The sequence below is a fragment of the Gammaproteobacteria bacterium genome (assembly GCA_040183005.1).
Classification (GTDB): domain Bacteria; phylum Pseudomonadota; class Gammaproteobacteria.
Window position 1 is genome coordinate 1 of sequence record JAMPIW010000006.1, and the last position, 16,583, is coordinate 16,583.

17 protein-coding genes are annotated in these 16,583 nt (G+C 49.7%); all 17 read right to left on the bottom strand.

Features of this window, described 5'->3' with window-relative positions; genetic code table 11:
• Positions 1 to 284 precede the first annotated feature (284 nt).
• Positions 285 to 767 (bottom strand): type II secretion system protein, encoded by a 483-nt coding sequence (locus tag M3A44_05780; GenBank protein MEQ6341163.1) that lies wholly within the window; start codon positions 765 to 767, stop codon positions 285 to 287.
• A 22-nt stretch (positions 768 to 789) separates the two neighbouring features.
• Positions 790 to 1,224 (bottom strand): type II secretion system major pseudopilin GspG, encoded by a 435-nt coding sequence (gene gspG, locus M3A44_05785; protein MEQ6341164.1) that lies wholly within the window; start codon positions 1,222 to 1,224, stop codon positions 790 to 792.
• Between the two features lie 40 nt (positions 1,225 to 1,264).
• Positions 1,265 to 1,642, bottom strand: coding sequence for a prepilin-type N-terminal cleavage/methylation domain-containing protein (locus tag M3A44_05790; GenBank protein ID MEQ6341165.1), 378 nt, complete (start codon positions 1,640 to 1,642; stop codon positions 1,265 to 1,267).
• A gap of 1 nt (position 1,643) precedes the next feature.
• Positions 1,644 to 2,141 (bottom strand): type II secretion system GspH family protein, encoded by a 498-nt coding sequence (locus M3A44_05795; GenBank protein MEQ6341166.1) that lies wholly within the window; start codon positions 2,139 to 2,141, stop codon positions 1,644 to 1,646.
• Entirely contained in the window at positions 2,125 to 4,410 is a 2,286-nt protein-coding gene (locus M3A44_05800; protein MEQ6341167.1) for a hypothetical protein, read from the bottom strand. The genes M3A44_05795 and M3A44_05800 overlap by 17 nt, the downstream gene beginning before the upstream one ends.
• Before the next feature lie 6 nt (positions 4,411 to 4,416).
• Positions 4,417 to 5,046 carry a hypothetical protein gene (locus tag M3A44_05805; protein MEQ6341168.1) on the bottom strand — a complete coding sequence of 210 codons (630 nt, stop codon included), beginning with the start codon at positions 5,044 to 5,046 and terminating at the stop codon, positions 4,417 to 4,419.
• Positions 5,043 to 5,612, bottom strand: a complete 570-nt coding sequence (locus M3A44_05810) for a hypothetical protein (GenBank protein ID MEQ6341169.1) — start codon at positions 5,610 to 5,612, stop codon at positions 5,043 to 5,045. The genes M3A44_05805 and M3A44_05810 overlap by 4 nt, the downstream gene beginning before the upstream one ends.
• Positions 5,609 to 6,151 (bottom strand): PilN domain-containing protein, encoded by a 543-nt coding sequence (locus M3A44_05815; GenBank protein ID MEQ6341170.1) that lies wholly within the window; start codon positions 6,149 to 6,151, stop codon positions 5,609 to 5,611. The genes M3A44_05810 and M3A44_05815 overlap by 4 nt, the downstream gene beginning before the upstream one ends.
• On the bottom strand, positions 6,148 to 7,104 hold the full coding sequence (locus M3A44_05820) for a hypothetical protein (GenBank protein ID MEQ6341171.1): 957 nt from the start codon (positions 7,102 to 7,104) through the stop codon (positions 6,148 to 6,150). Before M3A44_05820 ends, M3A44_05815 begins: the two co-directional genes overlap by 4 nt.
• Positions 7,085 to 8,803, bottom strand: coding sequence for a GspE/PulE family protein (locus tag M3A44_05825; protein MEQ6341172.1), 1,719 nt, complete (start codon positions 8,801 to 8,803; stop codon positions 7,085 to 7,087). Before M3A44_05825 ends, M3A44_05820 begins: the two co-directional genes overlap by 20 nt.
• Complete coding sequence (locus tag M3A44_05830) at positions 8,800 to 9,996, bottom strand: type II secretion system F family protein (GenBank protein MEQ6341173.1); 1,197 nt, start codon at positions 9,994 to 9,996, stop codon at positions 8,800 to 8,802. The genes M3A44_05825 and M3A44_05830 overlap by 4 nt, the downstream gene beginning before the upstream one ends.
• Before the next feature lie 52 nt (positions 9,997 to 10,048).
• A complete protein-coding gene (locus M3A44_05835; protein MEQ6341174.1) occupies positions 10,049 to 10,822 on the bottom strand; it encodes a DsbA family protein in 774 nt (257 codons plus the stop codon).
• 209 nt (positions 10,823 to 11,031) lie between these two features.
• The gene (locus tag M3A44_05840) at positions 11,032 to 11,736 is read right to left on the bottom strand and encodes a hypothetical protein (GenBank protein ID MEQ6341175.1); all 705 of its coding nucleotides are present in this window, start codon (positions 11,734 to 11,736) and stop codon (positions 11,032 to 11,034) included.
• 48 nt (positions 11,737 to 11,784) lie between these two features.
• A complete protein-coding gene (locus tag M3A44_05845) occupies positions 11,785 to 13,329 on the bottom strand; it encodes a putative porin (GenBank protein ID MEQ6341176.1) in 1,545 nt (514 codons plus the stop codon).
• Positions 13,330 to 13,418: 89 nt separating this feature from the next.
• Entirely contained in the window at positions 13,419 to 14,114 is a 696-nt protein-coding gene (locus tag M3A44_05850; protein MEQ6341177.1) for an energy transducer TonB, read from the bottom strand.
• Positions 14,115 to 14,153: 39 nt separating this feature from the next.
• Positions 14,154 to 14,558: a biopolymer transporter ExbD gene (locus tag M3A44_05855; GenBank protein MEQ6341178.1), complete on the bottom strand. Its 405-nt coding sequence runs from the start codon at positions 14,556 to 14,558 to the stop codon at positions 14,154 to 14,156.
• Positions 14,559 to 14,575: 17 nt separating this feature from the next.
• A complete protein-coding gene (locus tag M3A44_05860) occupies positions 14,576 to 16,369 on the bottom strand; it encodes a DUF2341 domain-containing protein (GenBank protein ID MEQ6341179.1) in 1,794 nt (597 codons plus the stop codon).
• Positions 16,370 to 16,583 lie beyond the last annotated feature (214 nt).

A 16,583-nucleotide genomic window follows, 5' to 3' on the forward strand; every position in this document is an offset into this window, starting at 1 on the left:
CCCACTGGCGTCAGCCCCCTGTACCATGACCTCCGAGGCGCGGATGCAGTCCTATCAGCACCTTGCTTATGCCGATCTTGGAGACAAGGAAAACGATACCTTCGTGAGGAATGTCATGGGCCACAAGGAAGGATTGCATCACGGACATTGAAAAATAAGTAAAATTTCTGTGGCGCCCAGTGCCACGAAATTAGTGGCTTACGCAAAAAACGCTAACCCATTTTGGCTGAAGTTACGTGCTATCTCACCCCCAACCCGATATCTATTACTGATGGCGCTAATCATTATCTATTTCGCTGCACAGGCATTGGCCTGGCTGGAAGCGGAACTTGAATTGCTGCGGGAGCGTTATACATAAAAACCCATTCCGCATAGGACTTCTTGCCCGCCAGAGACTCCAAACCGGCGGGAAAGTTGGCGGTCTTTAACGATTTCTGTTTGCTCGCGCTGGCAACGCCGGTGATGCCGCCATCAATTGCGCGGATTACACTCCACTCATGATCACCTTTCCCCATCGGGTCCACATACAGCGCACGAATGTGACGCCTACTAGGAAAACGAGGGTCTTTCAGTAAATCGTTTAGCGAGCGTGGAAAGGTGAACGTATTAAGTTGTTTGCCGGCCTGATAATAGCTTTTTATCGCATTCTGATATGCCAGGCCACGGAAAAGCAATTCCTTCTCCCTCTCGGCCTGCGTAACTCGCGATGTGATGGTTGCTGCAACACCTTCCATCAGGCCGGTTATTACAACTGCGACCAGCACCATGATATAGGTAAATCCATCCTGGCTATTTCTTGTCGATCTCCCAGCTATTGATATCCTTGTTTTCATTTTCACCGCCCTCTTTTCCATCCGCACCCAAAGATAAAATATCGTAGCCGCCATTATGGCCAGGAGCACGGTATTGGTATGGATTCCCCCATGGATCATTTGGCACATCTTTTTTGAGATAAGGCCCCGCCCACTTTTCATCGCCTTCCGGTTTCACACGCAACGCCAAAAAGCCCTGTTGCGTCGTTGGGAAGTGCCCATTATCGACAAAATAGGTGTCAAGAGCTGTCATGAAATTTTCAATCTGGCTGCGCGCCGCCGATTGTTTTGCCGGATTGATGCGCTGGAACAACGCAGGGCCAACCAAAGCAGCCAATAATCCGATAATAACCAGCACAATCAGCAATTCCATCATGGTAAAGCCGGAAGACCATCTCATACTCTTTTTCATAGATCAGCCCCTCACATCAAACCAAATTAAAATAAAAAAGCTACCATTCACTGTAGGACTCATCATTGGCGGCTTTTCCATCCGCTCCGCTTTTTATATCTATAATCCCCGCATCATCACGAACCTCACGCCACGTATCACTGCGCTCGGTGAGAGGGTCAACAGGGATTTTCCTCAGATAGCGCTTTTCCATCAGTTGCTTGATATCTTCCGGATAATTTCCCGTATCCGAATAGTAATCATCAATCGCCTTGCGCATCACCAGCAAATCTTCCTTGAGCACAGCCTCACGACCACGCTGTATTGAGTTGGTTACCAAGGGTGCGGCAAGACTGGCAAGAGTGACAATCAAAACCAGCACCACCATCAGCTCCACCAAGGTAAAGCCTTGCTCTTTGTGGACAATACCGCAGGGCATGTCACCAATCCTTGTAGAAACTGCCGTCAATCGCCTTGCGACGGCTCGTTGACCGCACATCGTAAACATCCGCCCCGCCCCACGAACTTGAATCAGGTACGTCCTGATAGCCACGTAGCGCCCATTGCTCGTGTGATGGCTTATTTGAGTCTGTAAAGGGATCGACAGGAATACGGCGCAAGTATTTAACCTTCCCACCCTTGGCCTGATCAGCACCCACGCCTTCAACCAATACCTGCAAAGTTTTCGGGTAACCGTCTTCGCTAACGGCGTTATTCAGTTTAGATATTTTTGCGGTTTCCCAATCAAGATGAAAACGGTCGATGGCGCCACGCATATCACGCAGCGCCTGACGCAACTCTATCTCCTTGTTGCGGCGTACTGTAATTTCAGCATAAGGCAAAGCAACTGCCGCGAGAATCGAAAGAATCACTAGCGTCACCAGCAACTCGACGAAGGTGATTCCCCGGACATGGTGTTTCTTACCGTACAATGGCACGAGAGATATTTGACTGTGGGCTAATGATGTCACCCGCTGCATTTTTTACCGATGAGACACCGTATGTCAGAGCGGAAACACCTGGCTTCAACGCACGGAACCGGAGGGTAGCCAGAATACCTTTCTCCATAGTAGAAACAGCGTCATTTGCAAAGCCTGCACTTAGACGTACAGCATCTCCTGTCTCATTTTTATCTGCCTGAAAAAACCCGACACTGAGCTCACCCGCATCACCTCCGACAAATTCCAATACCTTTGGGTTGAAGTGTATTTCCGTGGCAATCTCCCTATTTTTAGAAAGATTGTCAAAAAGAAGCTGAACTTCCACCTCGTTTTGATTAGTGGCCGTATAAGCGGGCGCAGAAAAACCGAGGATGGGGACTTGGATAACATTACCCACGCCACTTGGCGCGATCGACTGGCCTGACAATGAAGGTGTCGCCTGGTTTTCGCTCACCGGCGCCTGCGATGACTCCTGTATCACTGCGCTATCCTTTACCTCAGCCGTTACTGGAGAGACCAGGCTCTGAAAAGGTGCTTGATCAAGATATTTATCTTCCGTTCCAGAATAAAACTGGCGAGCGTCCTTAGCGGGCAGATCCCAGCCTCGCACAACACGCGGGGTGATAGTCAGCAAAACGTCTGTGCGGCCTTTTGAGGTATCGTAAGAACTAAATAGAGAGCCTGCTACGGGAATGTCTCCCAGCAATGGAACCCTTACTATCGTTTTGCGATCCTCGTCACGAATAAGACCGCCCAGAATCGCTGTTTCACCATCACGCAACAGCATAAAGGTTTCAGCATTCCGGCTACCAATAAGGAATGCCGGCTCTGTCGCTGATCCCAGATTAGCCCCCAGGGAGCTCACCTCCAAGCCAAGCTTTACTGATGATGAGTTATCCAGGTTTATGGTTGGTTCAACGCTAAGCTTTATACCAATGTCTTTGTAGTCATAGGTAGTGTTCACCTGCCCCGTCGTATTGATGATAGTGGAAACACGCAACGGTACACGGTCGCCAATATGGATTTTTGCGGATTTTCCGTTCACAACCCTTATCTTGGGATTGGCAAGCGTCCTGGCATCTACATCCTGCTTAAAAAACCTGAAGGTCGCAGAAGGAAGCGTAAGTAATGAGGCCGTCTCAATAGCGCCACTAATGGACCCACTAAGGGCAATGGCTGACGGAACCGTGGCGCTGATTTGATACGACCCAAGGTCAAGACCCAGACGCTCGGCCTTGGTGCGATTCATCTCCAAAATCTCTACTTCCAGAACTATTTCAGCGGGCTTTCTGTCGTTGACATCAATAATTTTTGCTACCTGCCTGATAACCTCCTCGGTATCACGGACAACCAGAGTGTTTAACTGTTCATTGACGATTATTTTCTTGATGGTCATTACACCTCTCAGGATATCCACCACCTCCTTAGCCCGGATAGTATTCAAATAAAAGGTTCGCATCACATGATCTTCATATTGGCCACGCTTCTCCTTCGAGTCCGGCACAACAATGATGGTATTTTTACTTATTTTTTTATAAAAAGTTTTGGTTGCCACATTAATCAGTGCCAAAGATTGCTCGAAAGACACATCCTTGGCAAACACTGTGACAGGAGATATAGCTTTGACGCCCTCATCAAATATAATATTTATGCCAAAAGATTTGGCAACGAACTCAAAAACAGAGCGCATATCGGCTTGACGGAAATTAAGCGAGATGGGAGATATTGAAGTCAAAGAGAATTTCTCGGTATCAAACTCCTTATTTTTTTTATTTTCAATATTGGCAATGGCCTCTGATGCTGCCTTGTGATCAGGATAGATATTTACGGCCTTCTGGAAGATGCGTTTCGCCTCGTCGGCATTTCCCGCGCCTTCTATCAGAACTCCTTCCTGATAAAGATTGTTGGCCTCTCTTTTCGAAAGCGCCTTGTTTATCGCCTGCATTAGCCTCTCATCACCCGGCATTGCCGTCAAACCCTGCTGGAATTGAATAATGGATTCATCAATCTTTTCCTTCTCCAAAAGAAGAATTCCTTGATGATAATAATAATCAGCCGCCTTGAATTCCGCATGCTTCAGACGTGACTTATACTCCACATTCCTTGGGTCATCGCTATAGGCCTTCCGGAATTCAATGACGGCGTTTATCCATTCCTGCTTATCTTCATATTTCTCCGCCTTTCGAATCGGTCCGGCACAAGCCGCAACAAACAGGAACAACACTACCACCATTGAATAACATGTTATTTTTTTTATAGGATTCATTAGACGCTATCTTTCAATATCACTTGTTTCTTGAGCCGCATTTAACGCGGACCCTCCCGATATTAGTATTTGAGCCGTCACATTTGTGACAGGATCTTTTAGGGATACCGCGTCGTTCGTTATCCTTTCAACAACAAAGCGACTGCCGGCCTTGTCTCCAGAAAATACAAAATATCGTTTCTCCATGTTCATCAAAAGTGCCTGCCCTTGTCCTCCGTGCCAAATAGAACCAAGATATTTAAAATTTGCGGCGTCGGCGCGCGCCATCTCCTCTTCAAGTTGCTCAGGAGATTTTTGCGGTACGGCGGCAGGTGTCTCATCATTAGCTATTGGTTTATTGTTATAATCCGTCGCAATGGGTGTTGTCTCTTTTACAGGTTCTGAATATTCTTCAAAAACTGGATAGAACAAGTCACGTCCAACCACATTAGCCTGCTCCACAGGCGCATTAAGATCTCTTATCTTAAAATCAGAAACCTGGAATTCGCCTGCCGTCGACCCTATTCCGTGTGCCTCCCGAGAATTGACCTGACCCCACGCCCCCCAATTTAATATGTTGGCTGCCATCAAAACAAAAGCCAGCACCAGCAGTATTGCATTGCGATGCCTGATGGCAATTTCCTTGTAATCTTTCATCTTCCCGTCTTGTGATAAGTTATTAAGCGCAATTGCGCCTTAACCAAATCCTGCTGCCCTGCCAGGCGGCTTATCGAGCCCTCGCCAACAACAGTCCAGGTTGGCAGGCTACGAATATCAACAAGAAATTCATTCAGACCCTGATAGTCTCCCTGTAATGCCAACTCCATATACAGCGGCGTGTACCCATTCCTTTCTTTACCCTCATCGTAGGATTCAGAAATAATCGATATTTTTCTGCGTATTGCAATACTATCAATGTTATTTACAAGATCAGCATGGCCGGCAGGGCTATTTATTTTTTTATCAATGGCCGAAAGTTGTTTAATAGCGCTCAAATATGCGCTATAGATTTGAACAGAGCGCGTATCATCAATAATCCGCTTACGTTCGAGATTAACCGATTCAGAGAAGCTGTTGATATCCTTGCGTACAGGCATCCAATATCCAAAACAGACTACAATGGCCAGGATTATGGCGCACCCGCCAGCCACCATCCCCGCCTTGATCAGGGGATGGCGTAGCGAATACACTATGTTTTCCGAAAAAGGATGCGCCGCCTTCATGAAAGACGTTCCTTTATCCGCAGGTCGAACTGAACAATCTGTTTATCGTTCAATGTACGCTGCGACTGTTTTGTCAGAAAAACTTCATTGAAGCTTTTTTCTTTTTCAAGATCGCGCAAAAAAACAGTGAGTATTTTTGCACTGCTGGCCTCAGCCGTAATCTGAGCCTCACTGGTATCTCCCTTGTAATGAAGAGTCACAAGATAGGCTTCATCAGGGAGCAACAGCTCTATTTTTCTCAGGAATGCGGATAGCGAACTTTCCCCACCACTTGATATGGATGAAACAGCGGATATACGATTTTTCAACGTAGCAAGCTCTTTCTGGCTGGGAAATTCTTTTGGCATACCAGCGACGTGCCTGTTTTTGAGTTCGGATAATTCATGCTCCAAATCGATCTTCGCCTGCTTCATCTGGGATGTTTGCATAGCCATCCAAGTGGCTAACAACATAGCCAGCAACGCGGTCACCCATAAAACCACCATTATCCGTGGTGCCGTGGCAGCGGATGACGTCGAAAAATTGGTTTTAATTCTCATCGCAATATCGTCGCCGACAGGGTTGATACCATGCTGTCCACGGTATTTCCGGACATGCCTTGCGTAGACATGAATTCGACTCCTCCGGCCACCCTGATACATTTCCCTACCATGCGTTTATCCAACAAATCCGCAACGCCAGAGATATCCTGGGCATTACCTATCGTGTGTATGTTTTTTATGCTCCGTCCAGGGGCGGAATGCGTATATATGCGAACCAACCTTTCTGACTCGGCGGCGATTTCCTGATATTCTTTCGCCCGTTCCGGCATGGTTTCACGCCAACGCGAGCGGACAAAACGTAATCGACCCTGCTCATCCGAAATGGACACTGTCCAGGCATCGTCATCCAAAGAAATAACAACCATATCGGCGCCATCGCAGGAGAATCGGCCATAAAACCGGTTAAAGCGGTAACATGCCGCCATGTCGATGACTGTACTAATCACGCCCGCGGTCCGGCATGCCTCCTTCAGGCACAGCAACCAATCCCGATCAACAGCCATCGCCAGTAAGAGATATTTGCCGTTATCCACGCCGATAGGCTGGCAACTGCATTCAATGGCGCGTCCCCCCAAATGCAATTCCTTGCTGAACCGCCAGTGTGCAAGCGCCAGCTGCTCTTTGCTGGTTTTAGGAATGGCATCCAGATCGAATACTCGCAAGCTCACTGCCGGGTCAGGCAATGCAATCTGGATGGGGATATGCGACCTCTTGACTTCACAACATAACTCGTCCAGCACGGATGAAAGCGCATCGCCTATCTCGGGCGTAGGGGCGCCACTGAATAGCGTGAAGGGCAGATTTATCTGCTTGATCCGTTTGATATAGCGTGCCTGTTTTGTGGTGACAACATGTGCGACTGAAAGACGATCCCTGCCGATGCCGATCCCAAACACGGTTTTAGAGCGTGGCGTAATTCTGTCAAAAAGATTATTCAACGAAAGTGACACGATTAATCTCTTTCAACGTCGCTTGACCTGAAAACACTAACGCCAACGCGGATTGACGTAATGTGACCATGCCATTCTGCACCGCCGCCGCCTGCATCTCATTGATCGGGCGTCGCTCTATGATCATCTGGCGGATGGATGGCGACAAAGCGAGGAACTCGGTAACAGCGGCGCGGCCGCGATAACCCGTACCGTGGCAGTAATCGCAGCCGACTCCTTCGTACCATACCTGATTTTGATATTGCGCAGGATCGAGCCCAGACAACTCCAGAAGGCCATCATCAACCGTGGTGTGACGCTTGCATTTCGGGCAAATGATTCGCACCAGGCGTTGCGCCATTACACAGTTGAGCGCCGATACGAAGTTATACGTATCCACTCCCATGTGGCTGAAGCGCCCGAGAACATCGAAGGCGCTATTTGCATGCACCGTTGTAAACACCAGGTGTCCCGTCAGGGCCGATTGCACGGCAATCTGCGCTGTTTCTCCATCGCGTATTTCACCTACCATGATCTTGTCGGGATCATGTCGCAGGATGGAGCGTAGCCCTTTGGCAAAGGTAAGATTTTTCTTCTCATTTACCGCGATCTGCACGATGCCGTGCAATTGATACTCGACCGGATCTTCGATAGTAATGATCTTCTCATCACCGGTGTTCAATTCGCTGAGCGCCGCATACAGCGTGGTCGTTTTTCCACTGCCGGTGGGGCCAGTAATTAGCACCATGCCATAGGGTTCATGGATACTCTTGCGAAATTTCTTCAGGATTTCCGGTGCCATCCCCAGGCTTTCAAGCCGTAAACTCTTCATTCCATCGGTGATGGATGATTTGTCCAAAATCCGGATCACCACATCCTCGCCGAATACACTGGGCAGGATGGATACCCTGAAATCTATGTCGCGCGAACCAAAGCGCAACTTGAAGCGTCCATCCTGCGGCACCCTTTTTTCGGCGATGTCCAACTCCGCCATCACTTTGAGGCGCGACACCAACGCGCTCTGATGACGCCGGTCGAGCGTATCGGTCGCGGGGTATAAAACACCGTCGATACGATAATTAACCGAGATACCCTTTTCGTAGGTCTCTATATGCACGTCACTGACGCGCTTTTGAATGGCCGCCGACAGCATGCTGTTAATGAGCTTTATGACCGGACTTGCAGCATCATCATTGGCCGCATCCAATGATACGTATTGCTCCCTGCCATCGTCATTCTCCTTGACGATGGCAAGCTTGAAATCCTCGGAGACGCCCTTCAACACCTCGGAATTACCCTCGCTGCGCTTCAACACCGCTGCAATCGCTTGTGGACTGCTGGCGTATAAGCGCACCTGCAAACCACTCAAACGTTCCAGATGGTCTGCCAAAGTAATATCGCAGGGGGGAGAAACAACAACGATCAACTCCTCTCCATCTCTCTGGTAGGGAACAACCCCATGCTGATAGGCGTGTGCTGCGGATATCAAGCTATACAACTCTGGAGAAATGATAAATCCCTCCAAATCAACATAGGGCAAACCACACTGTTCGGCCAGAGCTTCGGCCAATTGTGCCGGTGTAATACGGCCTTCATCAAGCAACGCCTCGCCGAGCCGGACCTTTTTGACGGCCAACACAGCATCAATCTGATGCTGGCTGACATACTGCTTGTCCAGCAGGATGTCACCCAACTTCTGATAACTGAAGGGATGTCTCATTTGACGATGTCCGCAATCTGAAAAATCGGCAAATACATCACGATGATCGTTCCACCAATTATGATGCCCATGATCAACATTAATATTGGCTCGATCAATGCTGTCATGCGTGCAAGTTTATTAGTTAGTATTTCCTCATAGAACTGGGCGATCTCCTCCAACATGGCATCAAGCCCACCCGAAGCCTCACCCACTTCAATCATCTTTATCGCCGTTCCCGGCATGAGTTGCGTGCTGCGCATGGCAGACGCCAGGCTTTGACCTCCTATCACTAGGTTTTCGGCCTGTGCCAACGCACATGCCTTGGCGCGATTGGTAAGTGAATCCTGCGTGATGTGCATGGCCTCGACCAAGGGCGTACCGCCGGAGAGCAGGGTGGCGAGCGTCCGCACCAATTGTACGATGGCAATATCCTGATAGATCTTCCCCAGCATCGGCAGGCGCCCCTTCAAATGATCCGCCCTCAGACGCCCTGCCTCGGTCTTAACCCATGCTTGGATGGCGAACCATCCGAGCGTGCCCAGCAATAACACTACCGGCAAATAAAAAGGCAACTTATTTACCAATGTAACGAGAATTTGTGTGGGCAGCGGCAGTTCAGCGCCAAAATCGCTATACATCGCCACAAAACGCGGCATGACAAACAAAAACAACACACCCAGCACCGTACCTAACACCAGCAACAAAAACACAGGGTAGGTCATTGCATGTGAAATGGTTTTCTGCAGACCAACCCGGCGCTTGAGATGTGCTTGATATTTCTCCAGAACTGCCGCCAGCACGCCCGTCTTTTCGCCGGTTTTTATCGCAGAGACGTAAAGACCGTCGAACACCTCGGGATGCCTGGAACAGGCTTCGGAAAGTAGCGCACCGCCATGCACCTCTTCATCCACATGCCGCAGGAGACTGGCCAACATCGGGCTATCAGGACGGTCTGCCGCTATCTTCAAGGCATCGGGTATTGTCAAGCCCGCCCGTATAAGTGCCACGAATTCCTGATTGAATAGCAAAAACTCCTCCGCCTTGATGCGCTTTCTGCGCAAGCCCAAGCCAGAATTCTTTTGACGGATGTATTGTACAAGCAGACCCTTGCCCACCAATTCCTGGCGTAAAGCCTCGCTTGAGGTGGCAACCCCCTCGCCTGCGGCTAAAACGCCGTTTTCTGTCAAGGCGCTATACTGGTAAATGGGCATACAAATCAAATATCACTTACTCTGGAGTCTCATCTCGCAAGTAAAGTAACCATCAATTTTTAGGCGCGCTCCCCAAAGCAGCTTCAATTGCTTGGGAAAACACTGCCGGGGGCTGCGCACCCACTATCTGCTTAACATCCACGAGCTTCTTGCCTTCAATGCGTCCAATGAAAAAGCTGGGGGTCCCGTCTATCCCAAGGCTTTGCCCATAAGACAGGTCCTTCTCTATTTTTTCCGCCTGCTTTGCATCTTTCAGGCAAGCCTGAAAAGAGGCCAGATTAAGGTTCATCTTTTTAGCGCGCTCTTCGTAAAAAGCGGCGCCAAGGCGTTTCTGATTTGCAAACAAACTATCGTGCATCTCCCAATAAGCCTTCTGCTCACCGGCACAATTTGCAGCAATAGCCGCACCCTTTGCTTGAGGGTGAAAATCCAGCGGAAAATCACGAAAAATATGCCGGACTTTACCGGCATCTATATATTCTTTCTTCAATTCTGGAAGAACCTGCGCATGGAACCGGCCACAAAATGGGCACTGGTAATCCGAAAACTCAACGATTGCCACGATGGCATTTCCATCACCCCGCACAGGGGAGGCGTCATCGAGTTCAATCGTTGTAATAACGGGTGGTTTCGGCTGCTCAGGCGCGCCGCCAATCGCAACGGCCAACGCCTTTTTGATCACGCCGACATCATCACTTAGCGTAGTGATCTGCTTGCTCATCTCCACAAGTTTATTGAGAATTTCTTCATTGCCGGTATGTGCTGGCGGATTTACCGAGCACGCAGCAAGAATGGCGCACGCCATGAGGCACAATATTTTTCTCAATTTAATCTCCGTAGAATGCAGTGCCGGTTATTAAGGATGCGCTGGTGTTAAAAGCTATGTAACCTGAGGGCAATAATAGTCTGGCAATATGACAATCTGATTACGTGAAGCGGCTGAATAATTGATGGGGTATCAGCCAAAAGCGAAGGGAAATAAAAGGGCGCGACTTGTCCGAGAGAAGACCGCTAGAAAAACCTTGCTCCCAATGTTTAGTATCCTCCCTTGCCGAGGCCAGATTTTTCCATTTTCTGGCTATCAAGCTTGTCCTTATATTCTTGTAGTGTATTCTCAATTTCAACGCGTTTTATTTGCGTAAAGGGCTCGGTCTGAATAAATGCCCCCCAAACACCCTTGCTCTTGTATTTATCCAGGATCTCCACATTCAGCTCATAAAGCACCAGGTTCTTCTTCTCGCACATATCAATCGCTTGAGACTGCTGAGCGATTTTGGCTTCAGCCTCTTTTATCTTATTGTTAGACTCCTCGCCTTGCTTGACGCCGTATTGAAGACTGATTTGCGCGGCCTGAACAACCTCCTTGTGCTTCAGCGTCAATTCTTCCAGGCTCTGCTGGGCGCCTTGCAGCTTGGCTACCAGAGATAAGTTTTCCTGTCTGACAGTAACCAGCTCTTTTTCAGCCTCGCCCAAGCGAGCGTCCTTTTTCCTGATCTGGCTTGTGGAAGCGCTTTTGATATCACCGACCTGACTGCCCAGCGCCTTCACTTTCTCATTCAGGCTGTTGTTTTCCTGCTGCAGGGCCGATTTTTCCTGTTCAAACGTCTGCATCATGAGGCGCATTTTTCTTAGCGCCTCGCGTTCCTTTTTATCACCAGAATCAGCGATGGCATTTCCGGCCAACCCAAGACTGAATATTACGATCAGAAGCAATGCTCTATTACGGATCATGGCGTTCATCTCTTGCCTGGCCCCGGCTGTATTTCGTTGCGTTAAAAAATACACGGATCAAAATCTCACGTTCAAATCAAGTTGCATAACGTCGATGGCAAGCGGCGGGCCAACTATCTGATCCGCGCTCAACCAGCGCAGGGTCAGCCAGGTATCGGTGGCAACACCATAGCTACCGCCCGCTATCCAGCCTTTGGCATTGGTACCACCCAGATGGAAATCGGAGTCGGTGAAGGCATCCAATACGGCGTCGCTTTCCAGGTGTTTATAACCACCGAATACCTGCCAATCGTGGCGATGTTTGATCCTCGGCATGCCGACAGCGACCCTGCCCATATACGCCTGATTCTGCTGGCCGACATCCCTCCCTGTGCGCCGCACTATGTCTTCTTTTTTAAACCCCACATTCTTGACATAATCACCCGTCAGCGTGACGTGTACCGGGGAAAATGTGTATATATCGAGGTTGGCGGTTATATTTAGTTCCTTATATTCAGATGCCAGGGCGTACAAGTTTTGATTTTGGGTTTGTGAAATATCGAACATGGTATTGCCTTTCTGGACAAACTGTGGCGCGGTAAAATCCAGTAGATGGCTGCCGGGCGCAGTGTTTATCTGCCCGGTGATATTTTGGTAATCATAATAAGCCACGCCAAATCTTGCTCTGAACTGGCTTCGATTCCAATCGACTCCGGTCTGCGCACCGTATAACCATTTGTCCTTTTTCGACAACTCAATTTCCTGCAGCGGAAAAGCACCCAGCGTCGAGAACCAAACCAGTTCGTTGCCGATGCGAGGCTTGAATTGCACAGCGGCGCCATCGAAGTTAAGATCTTCGTCCCACACCAGGTCTGTGCCAAACCAGGGGTTGGGTATCTTGCCTCCCGCCACCGTCAACCATTGATAGGGTTCCAGCTTGACATAGGCCTGATCAAGCATAAAATTAAAACGGTTGCCCATGTTGCCCAGCGTCTGGTTGGTCGAAACAGGATCATTGGCGCTACCAGTGGCCAGACGGAATGCGGCCGTGACGCCTTGCGTGACTTCGGCGAGCATGCTCAGCCTTGCCCGTAAACGGAAGCGTTGCCGATCTTCGGTGGTATTAAGGTAGGGATTGTTGGTATTTGCATCGCCACCAACCCGATTAATCTCCAGATAGTTTTTATAGAAGAAGGTAGCGTTATCGCTCTGGAACATATCGCCCTGTGAGCGCAGACGAAGATCGCCTTCCCACTTTATTTTCTGCGCCCAATCAGGGATTGCGCCGGGCTTGCCCCACTGCTCCCGCTTGGCCTGTGCCAGCACATCCTTCCTGATCTGTTCAGTCATTTCCTGCTTGACCGTTTCAGGCACGTAAGGCACACGCACGGTTTTTTTATCTACTTCTTCTTCCGGTGTTTCCGTTTCAGCGGGAGACTTCTCAATCTCGCTCATCAACTCCCCGGACTTTTCCTTGGTAATCGCGCCCTGTTCCACCAGGAGTTGAATCAATCCTTTGGTAGTTCCGCGTAGTTTTTCAAGATCTTCCTTTTCTCCGGCCCACGCGGATGGATTAAACAATGCGAGAGATAAGACGGTAACACCCAATTTTTTAATTGCCATTTCCAGGTTCTTCTCAACTGTGAATTTTTCATCGCGATTCTCACCCCGGAGGGATGAGAATCAACGGGTAATGCGGCATATCTGCCGGCTTACAACAAACGCGAAGTGATGCGCAGCTTTACAGGTTGCGGCATTCCATCAGGAGGCGGCTCTTTCACCCGCGTCATTTCTTTCAGCGCTGTCCTTATCGCCTTATCTGTCTCTGAATTTCCGGAAGAGCCGCCAAGATCGAAGCGCTCGACACTTCCGTCCTTGTTGACCCAGACTTTTATGACAACTTTATAGTTATCTTTGGCGAGTTCTTTATTGTTATCCAAAACATCCTGAATGCCCTTCTCTACCATACCCGCATACCAGCCGTAACGATTTCCGCCACCGCCGTTACCACCACCCCCGCCGATGATGCTTCTTCCACCTTTGTTGGCGTCCAAACCAAAGGAATCCGAACCTGCCTGGCCATCGGCATCCAGCCCTAAATTATTGGCGGGCGGTGGTTCGTCTTGCTTGGCATTCTCAGGCTGATCCGGCGGAGGGGGCGTTTCCGGCTCAGGAACTTTTACCTCTTCTTTTTTCACCTCTGGTTCTGGTGGTTTTTCCTCTGGCTTTGGAGGCGGAGGCGGTGGCTTTATCAACGAGATCTCATGGACCACCTGTTTTTTATGGCTATCATCAGCAAAAATAATGTCTTTCAGAAAATAGATTGCCGCCACAATAAACAGCAGGATAAATGCCGCCGCCATCAATTTGGGCGCCCAGCGGAACAGGAACTTCTTGTCGGCACTCACAAGTTACATCCCAACAAAAGCGAGCCTGGCATAGCGCTCTTATTTGACAATTTTCTGTGTAACTAAACCCAATTGTGTAATATCGAGTTTGCCCATCAAATCCAGTACGTCAATCACCTTTTCATATTGAACCTTGGAATCGCCCTTGATGATCACGGGAAAGCTTGGATTGGTTGCCTTATAGCTGCGCAACTGTGTTTCCAGCTCCGTCATTGTCACCGGGTAAGTGTCGAGAAATATTTGCCCAGCGTCTGTGATCGTAATCGCCTTGGTGGTCGGTTTAGCCAGGCTGGGTGTGGCGCTGGCCTTGGGCAGATTGACCTTGATACCCTGCACCGATGCGGTCGTCATGATGATAAAAATCACCAGCAGCACATACGCCAAATCGAGCATGGGTGTGACGTTGATGTCGTCATACGGTTTATCTTCGGACTGCACTTGCATCGTCTTATTCCTTAGCCCTAGTTTCCGTAATTCTCAGCCAGCTTATGAACAAACTCATCGACGAACACATGCATATCCGCAGTGATATTCTTGATTTTGCTGATCAGGTAGTTGTAGCCAAACAGTGCTGGAATCGCCACGGCCAGGCCCGCCACGGTAGCCACCAGCGCCGCGGCAATACCGGGCGCGATGGCATTGACGTTGACATCGCCACTGGCGGCAATCGCGGCAAAGGTAATCATCACCCCCACCACAGTGCCGAGCAACCCAAGGAATGGCCCGCCACTGATGGCGATGGTGAGCAACACCATCTGGCTGGAGAGCTTCTGATTTTCCCTGACCAATGCCCCATCAAGGCTGGCGCGGATCGCACCGATCGCCTGCGGCGAGAGTGCCTTGCCTACCAGCTTGGGGTCAGTGTTGCCAAAGCGGTGTTTTATTTCCTGCACGCCTACATGGTAGATGCGGTATATCGGTGAGCTTTGGTAATGATCATGCCGCCCGAACAATGCCGCGGCAAACGGCGTCTCTTTATTGGCTTGATCATCCTGATCATCATCCCTGTCCAGCACACCTGGATCGGATGCGATTTTCTGGAATGACATGATGAATTTTTTATTATCCCTGGTCATTCTGCCGATGACGACCGCCTTGCTCACCATCACGATCCAGCTTATGACGGCCATCACCATCAAAATCGCAATCACCACCCAGCCATCGAGCGTGACGGATTGCAGGATTGTCTTAAAATAAGACGTGTTGCCGCCTTCAGTTTGTTCATCCGCGCCGTAGGAGATCAACTTCGCATCGACACCTTCCCCTTGCGCCGCTGCTTTAATCCAGTCCGCTGAACGGGCAACGTTTGATATCTGCACCTCGTCCATCTCACCGGTAAATGAGGTACCCAGCGTGATGTTCCCGCCCAGTAGCGGCAGGACAGCGTCCACTGCCGCTACCTCAACACCATCAACATAAACAACCAGGCGTTTACCGCCAGTTACCGCCACGTGATGCCATACACCCGGCGCCAGCGCGGCACGTTTTGTTTCCGCGCCGGGCATGCGGGCATACACCCCGGCCTGATCCATACCGATGACCAGCGATGATGCTCCCTCCTGCTGTGAAAATATCACAGCGTTCGGCTGCGCGGCGGCTGCCTTGATCCATGCGGAGAACGTGAAACCCTTATCTGCGGTAAAATCGAGTGAAGGTGATGCAGGGATGTTGACGGTGCTTGCGCCATTGAATGTTTCGCCCGCGCCGATCAATGATGCAGGGGCTTCGCTCGCAGTAGACTGCGCCGCGTTGTTGGCATAGGCGGTCTGATCCTTGGGCGCGCCCTGTCCGCCAAAATGATAGACGGCAACTTGATTAACATCGTAAGTGCCTTTCGCATCATCGCCTGTGGCCGCCTTTTCATTGCCGTAATACAACCAGATGGTATCGGCGTTGGATTGCGCGGACAACGTGGGCACCTGCACCCAGATCACCGCAAGCTCATTCAATCCATCGAATTTTTCGATGTGATATTTGAGCGGCGTTTTGTCATCGCCACTGACAAAGCGTAGATCCGACCCGTCTTCCTTGCTACTCAAAAAATCGAAATTGCCACTGTGCAGGCGCACCAAGACCGGCACGGACGCCAAGCTTTCCTTGATATTCACGCCACTTTCCGTGGTGTTGAGGGTGATTTTTTTGCGGAACGACCAATCGTCACTCCACCAAGCATGAGAAACACCCGGAGCAAGCGTCATCAAACCCGCCAGTAATAAAAAAACGCGCGATATCTTTTTGTTGGATTGCAATTTCATGACATTTTTATTCGTGAGTCCGGTTAATCGAAGGAATATGCCGCCCACGCCCACATGAACGTGATGCGCTTGCTTTAGAAGGGGGTACTTTACCTGCCGAATGTTGCAGAATTGTTAATAGCAAACCGTTTGATCAAATCAAATGAGGTGCGCAGCCTGAGTTCCGCTCCATGTCGCCCAGGCTGTTTTCTCTGGCGCGCACAGCGCACCCTAC

What these genes read in the sequence shown, in the direction of transcription:
- M3A44_05780 (MEQ6341163.1), bottom strand. Translation starts at nt 767, where the DNA reads ATGGTGCTGGTCGCAGTTGTAATAACCGGCCTGATGGAAGGTGTTGCA.
- gspG (MEQ6341164.1), bottom strand. Translation starts at nt 1,224, where the DNA reads ATGAAAAAGAGTATGAGATGGTCTTCCGGCTTTACCATGATGGAATTG.
- M3A44_05790 (MEQ6341165.1), bottom strand. Translation starts at nt 1,642, where the DNA reads ATGCCCTGCGGTATTGTCCACAAAGAGCAAGGCTTTACCTTGGTGGAG.
- M3A44_05800 (MEQ6341167.1), bottom strand. Translation starts at nt 4,410, where the DNA reads ATGAATCCTATAAAAAAAATAACATGTTATTCAATGGTGGTAGTGTTG.
- M3A44_05805 (MEQ6341168.1), bottom strand. Translation starts at nt 5,046, where the DNA reads ATGAAAGATTACAAGGAAATTGCCATCAGGCATCGCAATGCAATACTG.
- M3A44_05810 (MEQ6341169.1), bottom strand. Translation starts at nt 5,612, where the DNA reads ATGAAGGCGGCGCATCCTTTTTCGGAAAACATAGTGTATTCGCTACGC.
- M3A44_05815 (MEQ6341170.1), bottom strand. Translation starts at nt 6,151, where the DNA reads ATGAGAATTAAAACCAATTTTTCGACGTCATCCGCTGCCACGGCACCA.
- M3A44_05825 (MEQ6341172.1), bottom strand. Translation starts at nt 8,803, where the DNA reads ATGAGACATCCCTTCAGTTATCAGAAGTTGGGTGACATCCTGCTGGAC.
- M3A44_05830 (MEQ6341173.1), bottom strand. Translation starts at nt 9,996, where the DNA reads ATGCCCATTTACCAGTATAGCGCCTTGACAGAAAACGGCGTTTTAGCC.
- M3A44_05840 (MEQ6341175.1), bottom strand. Translation starts at nt 11,736, where the DNA reads ATGAACGCCATGATCCGTAATAGAGCATTGCTTCTGATCGTAATATTC.
- M3A44_05845 (MEQ6341176.1), bottom strand. Translation starts at nt 13,329, where the DNA reads ATGGCAATTAAAAAATTGGGTGTTACCGTCTTATCTCTCGCATTGTTT.
- M3A44_05855 (MEQ6341178.1), bottom strand. Translation starts at nt 14,558, where the DNA reads ATGCAAGTGCAGTCCGAAGATAAACCGTATGACGACATCAACGTCACA.
- M3A44_05860 (MEQ6341179.1), bottom strand. Translation starts at nt 16,369, where the DNA reads ATGAAATTGCAATCCAACAAAAAGATATCGCGCGTTTTTTTATTACTG.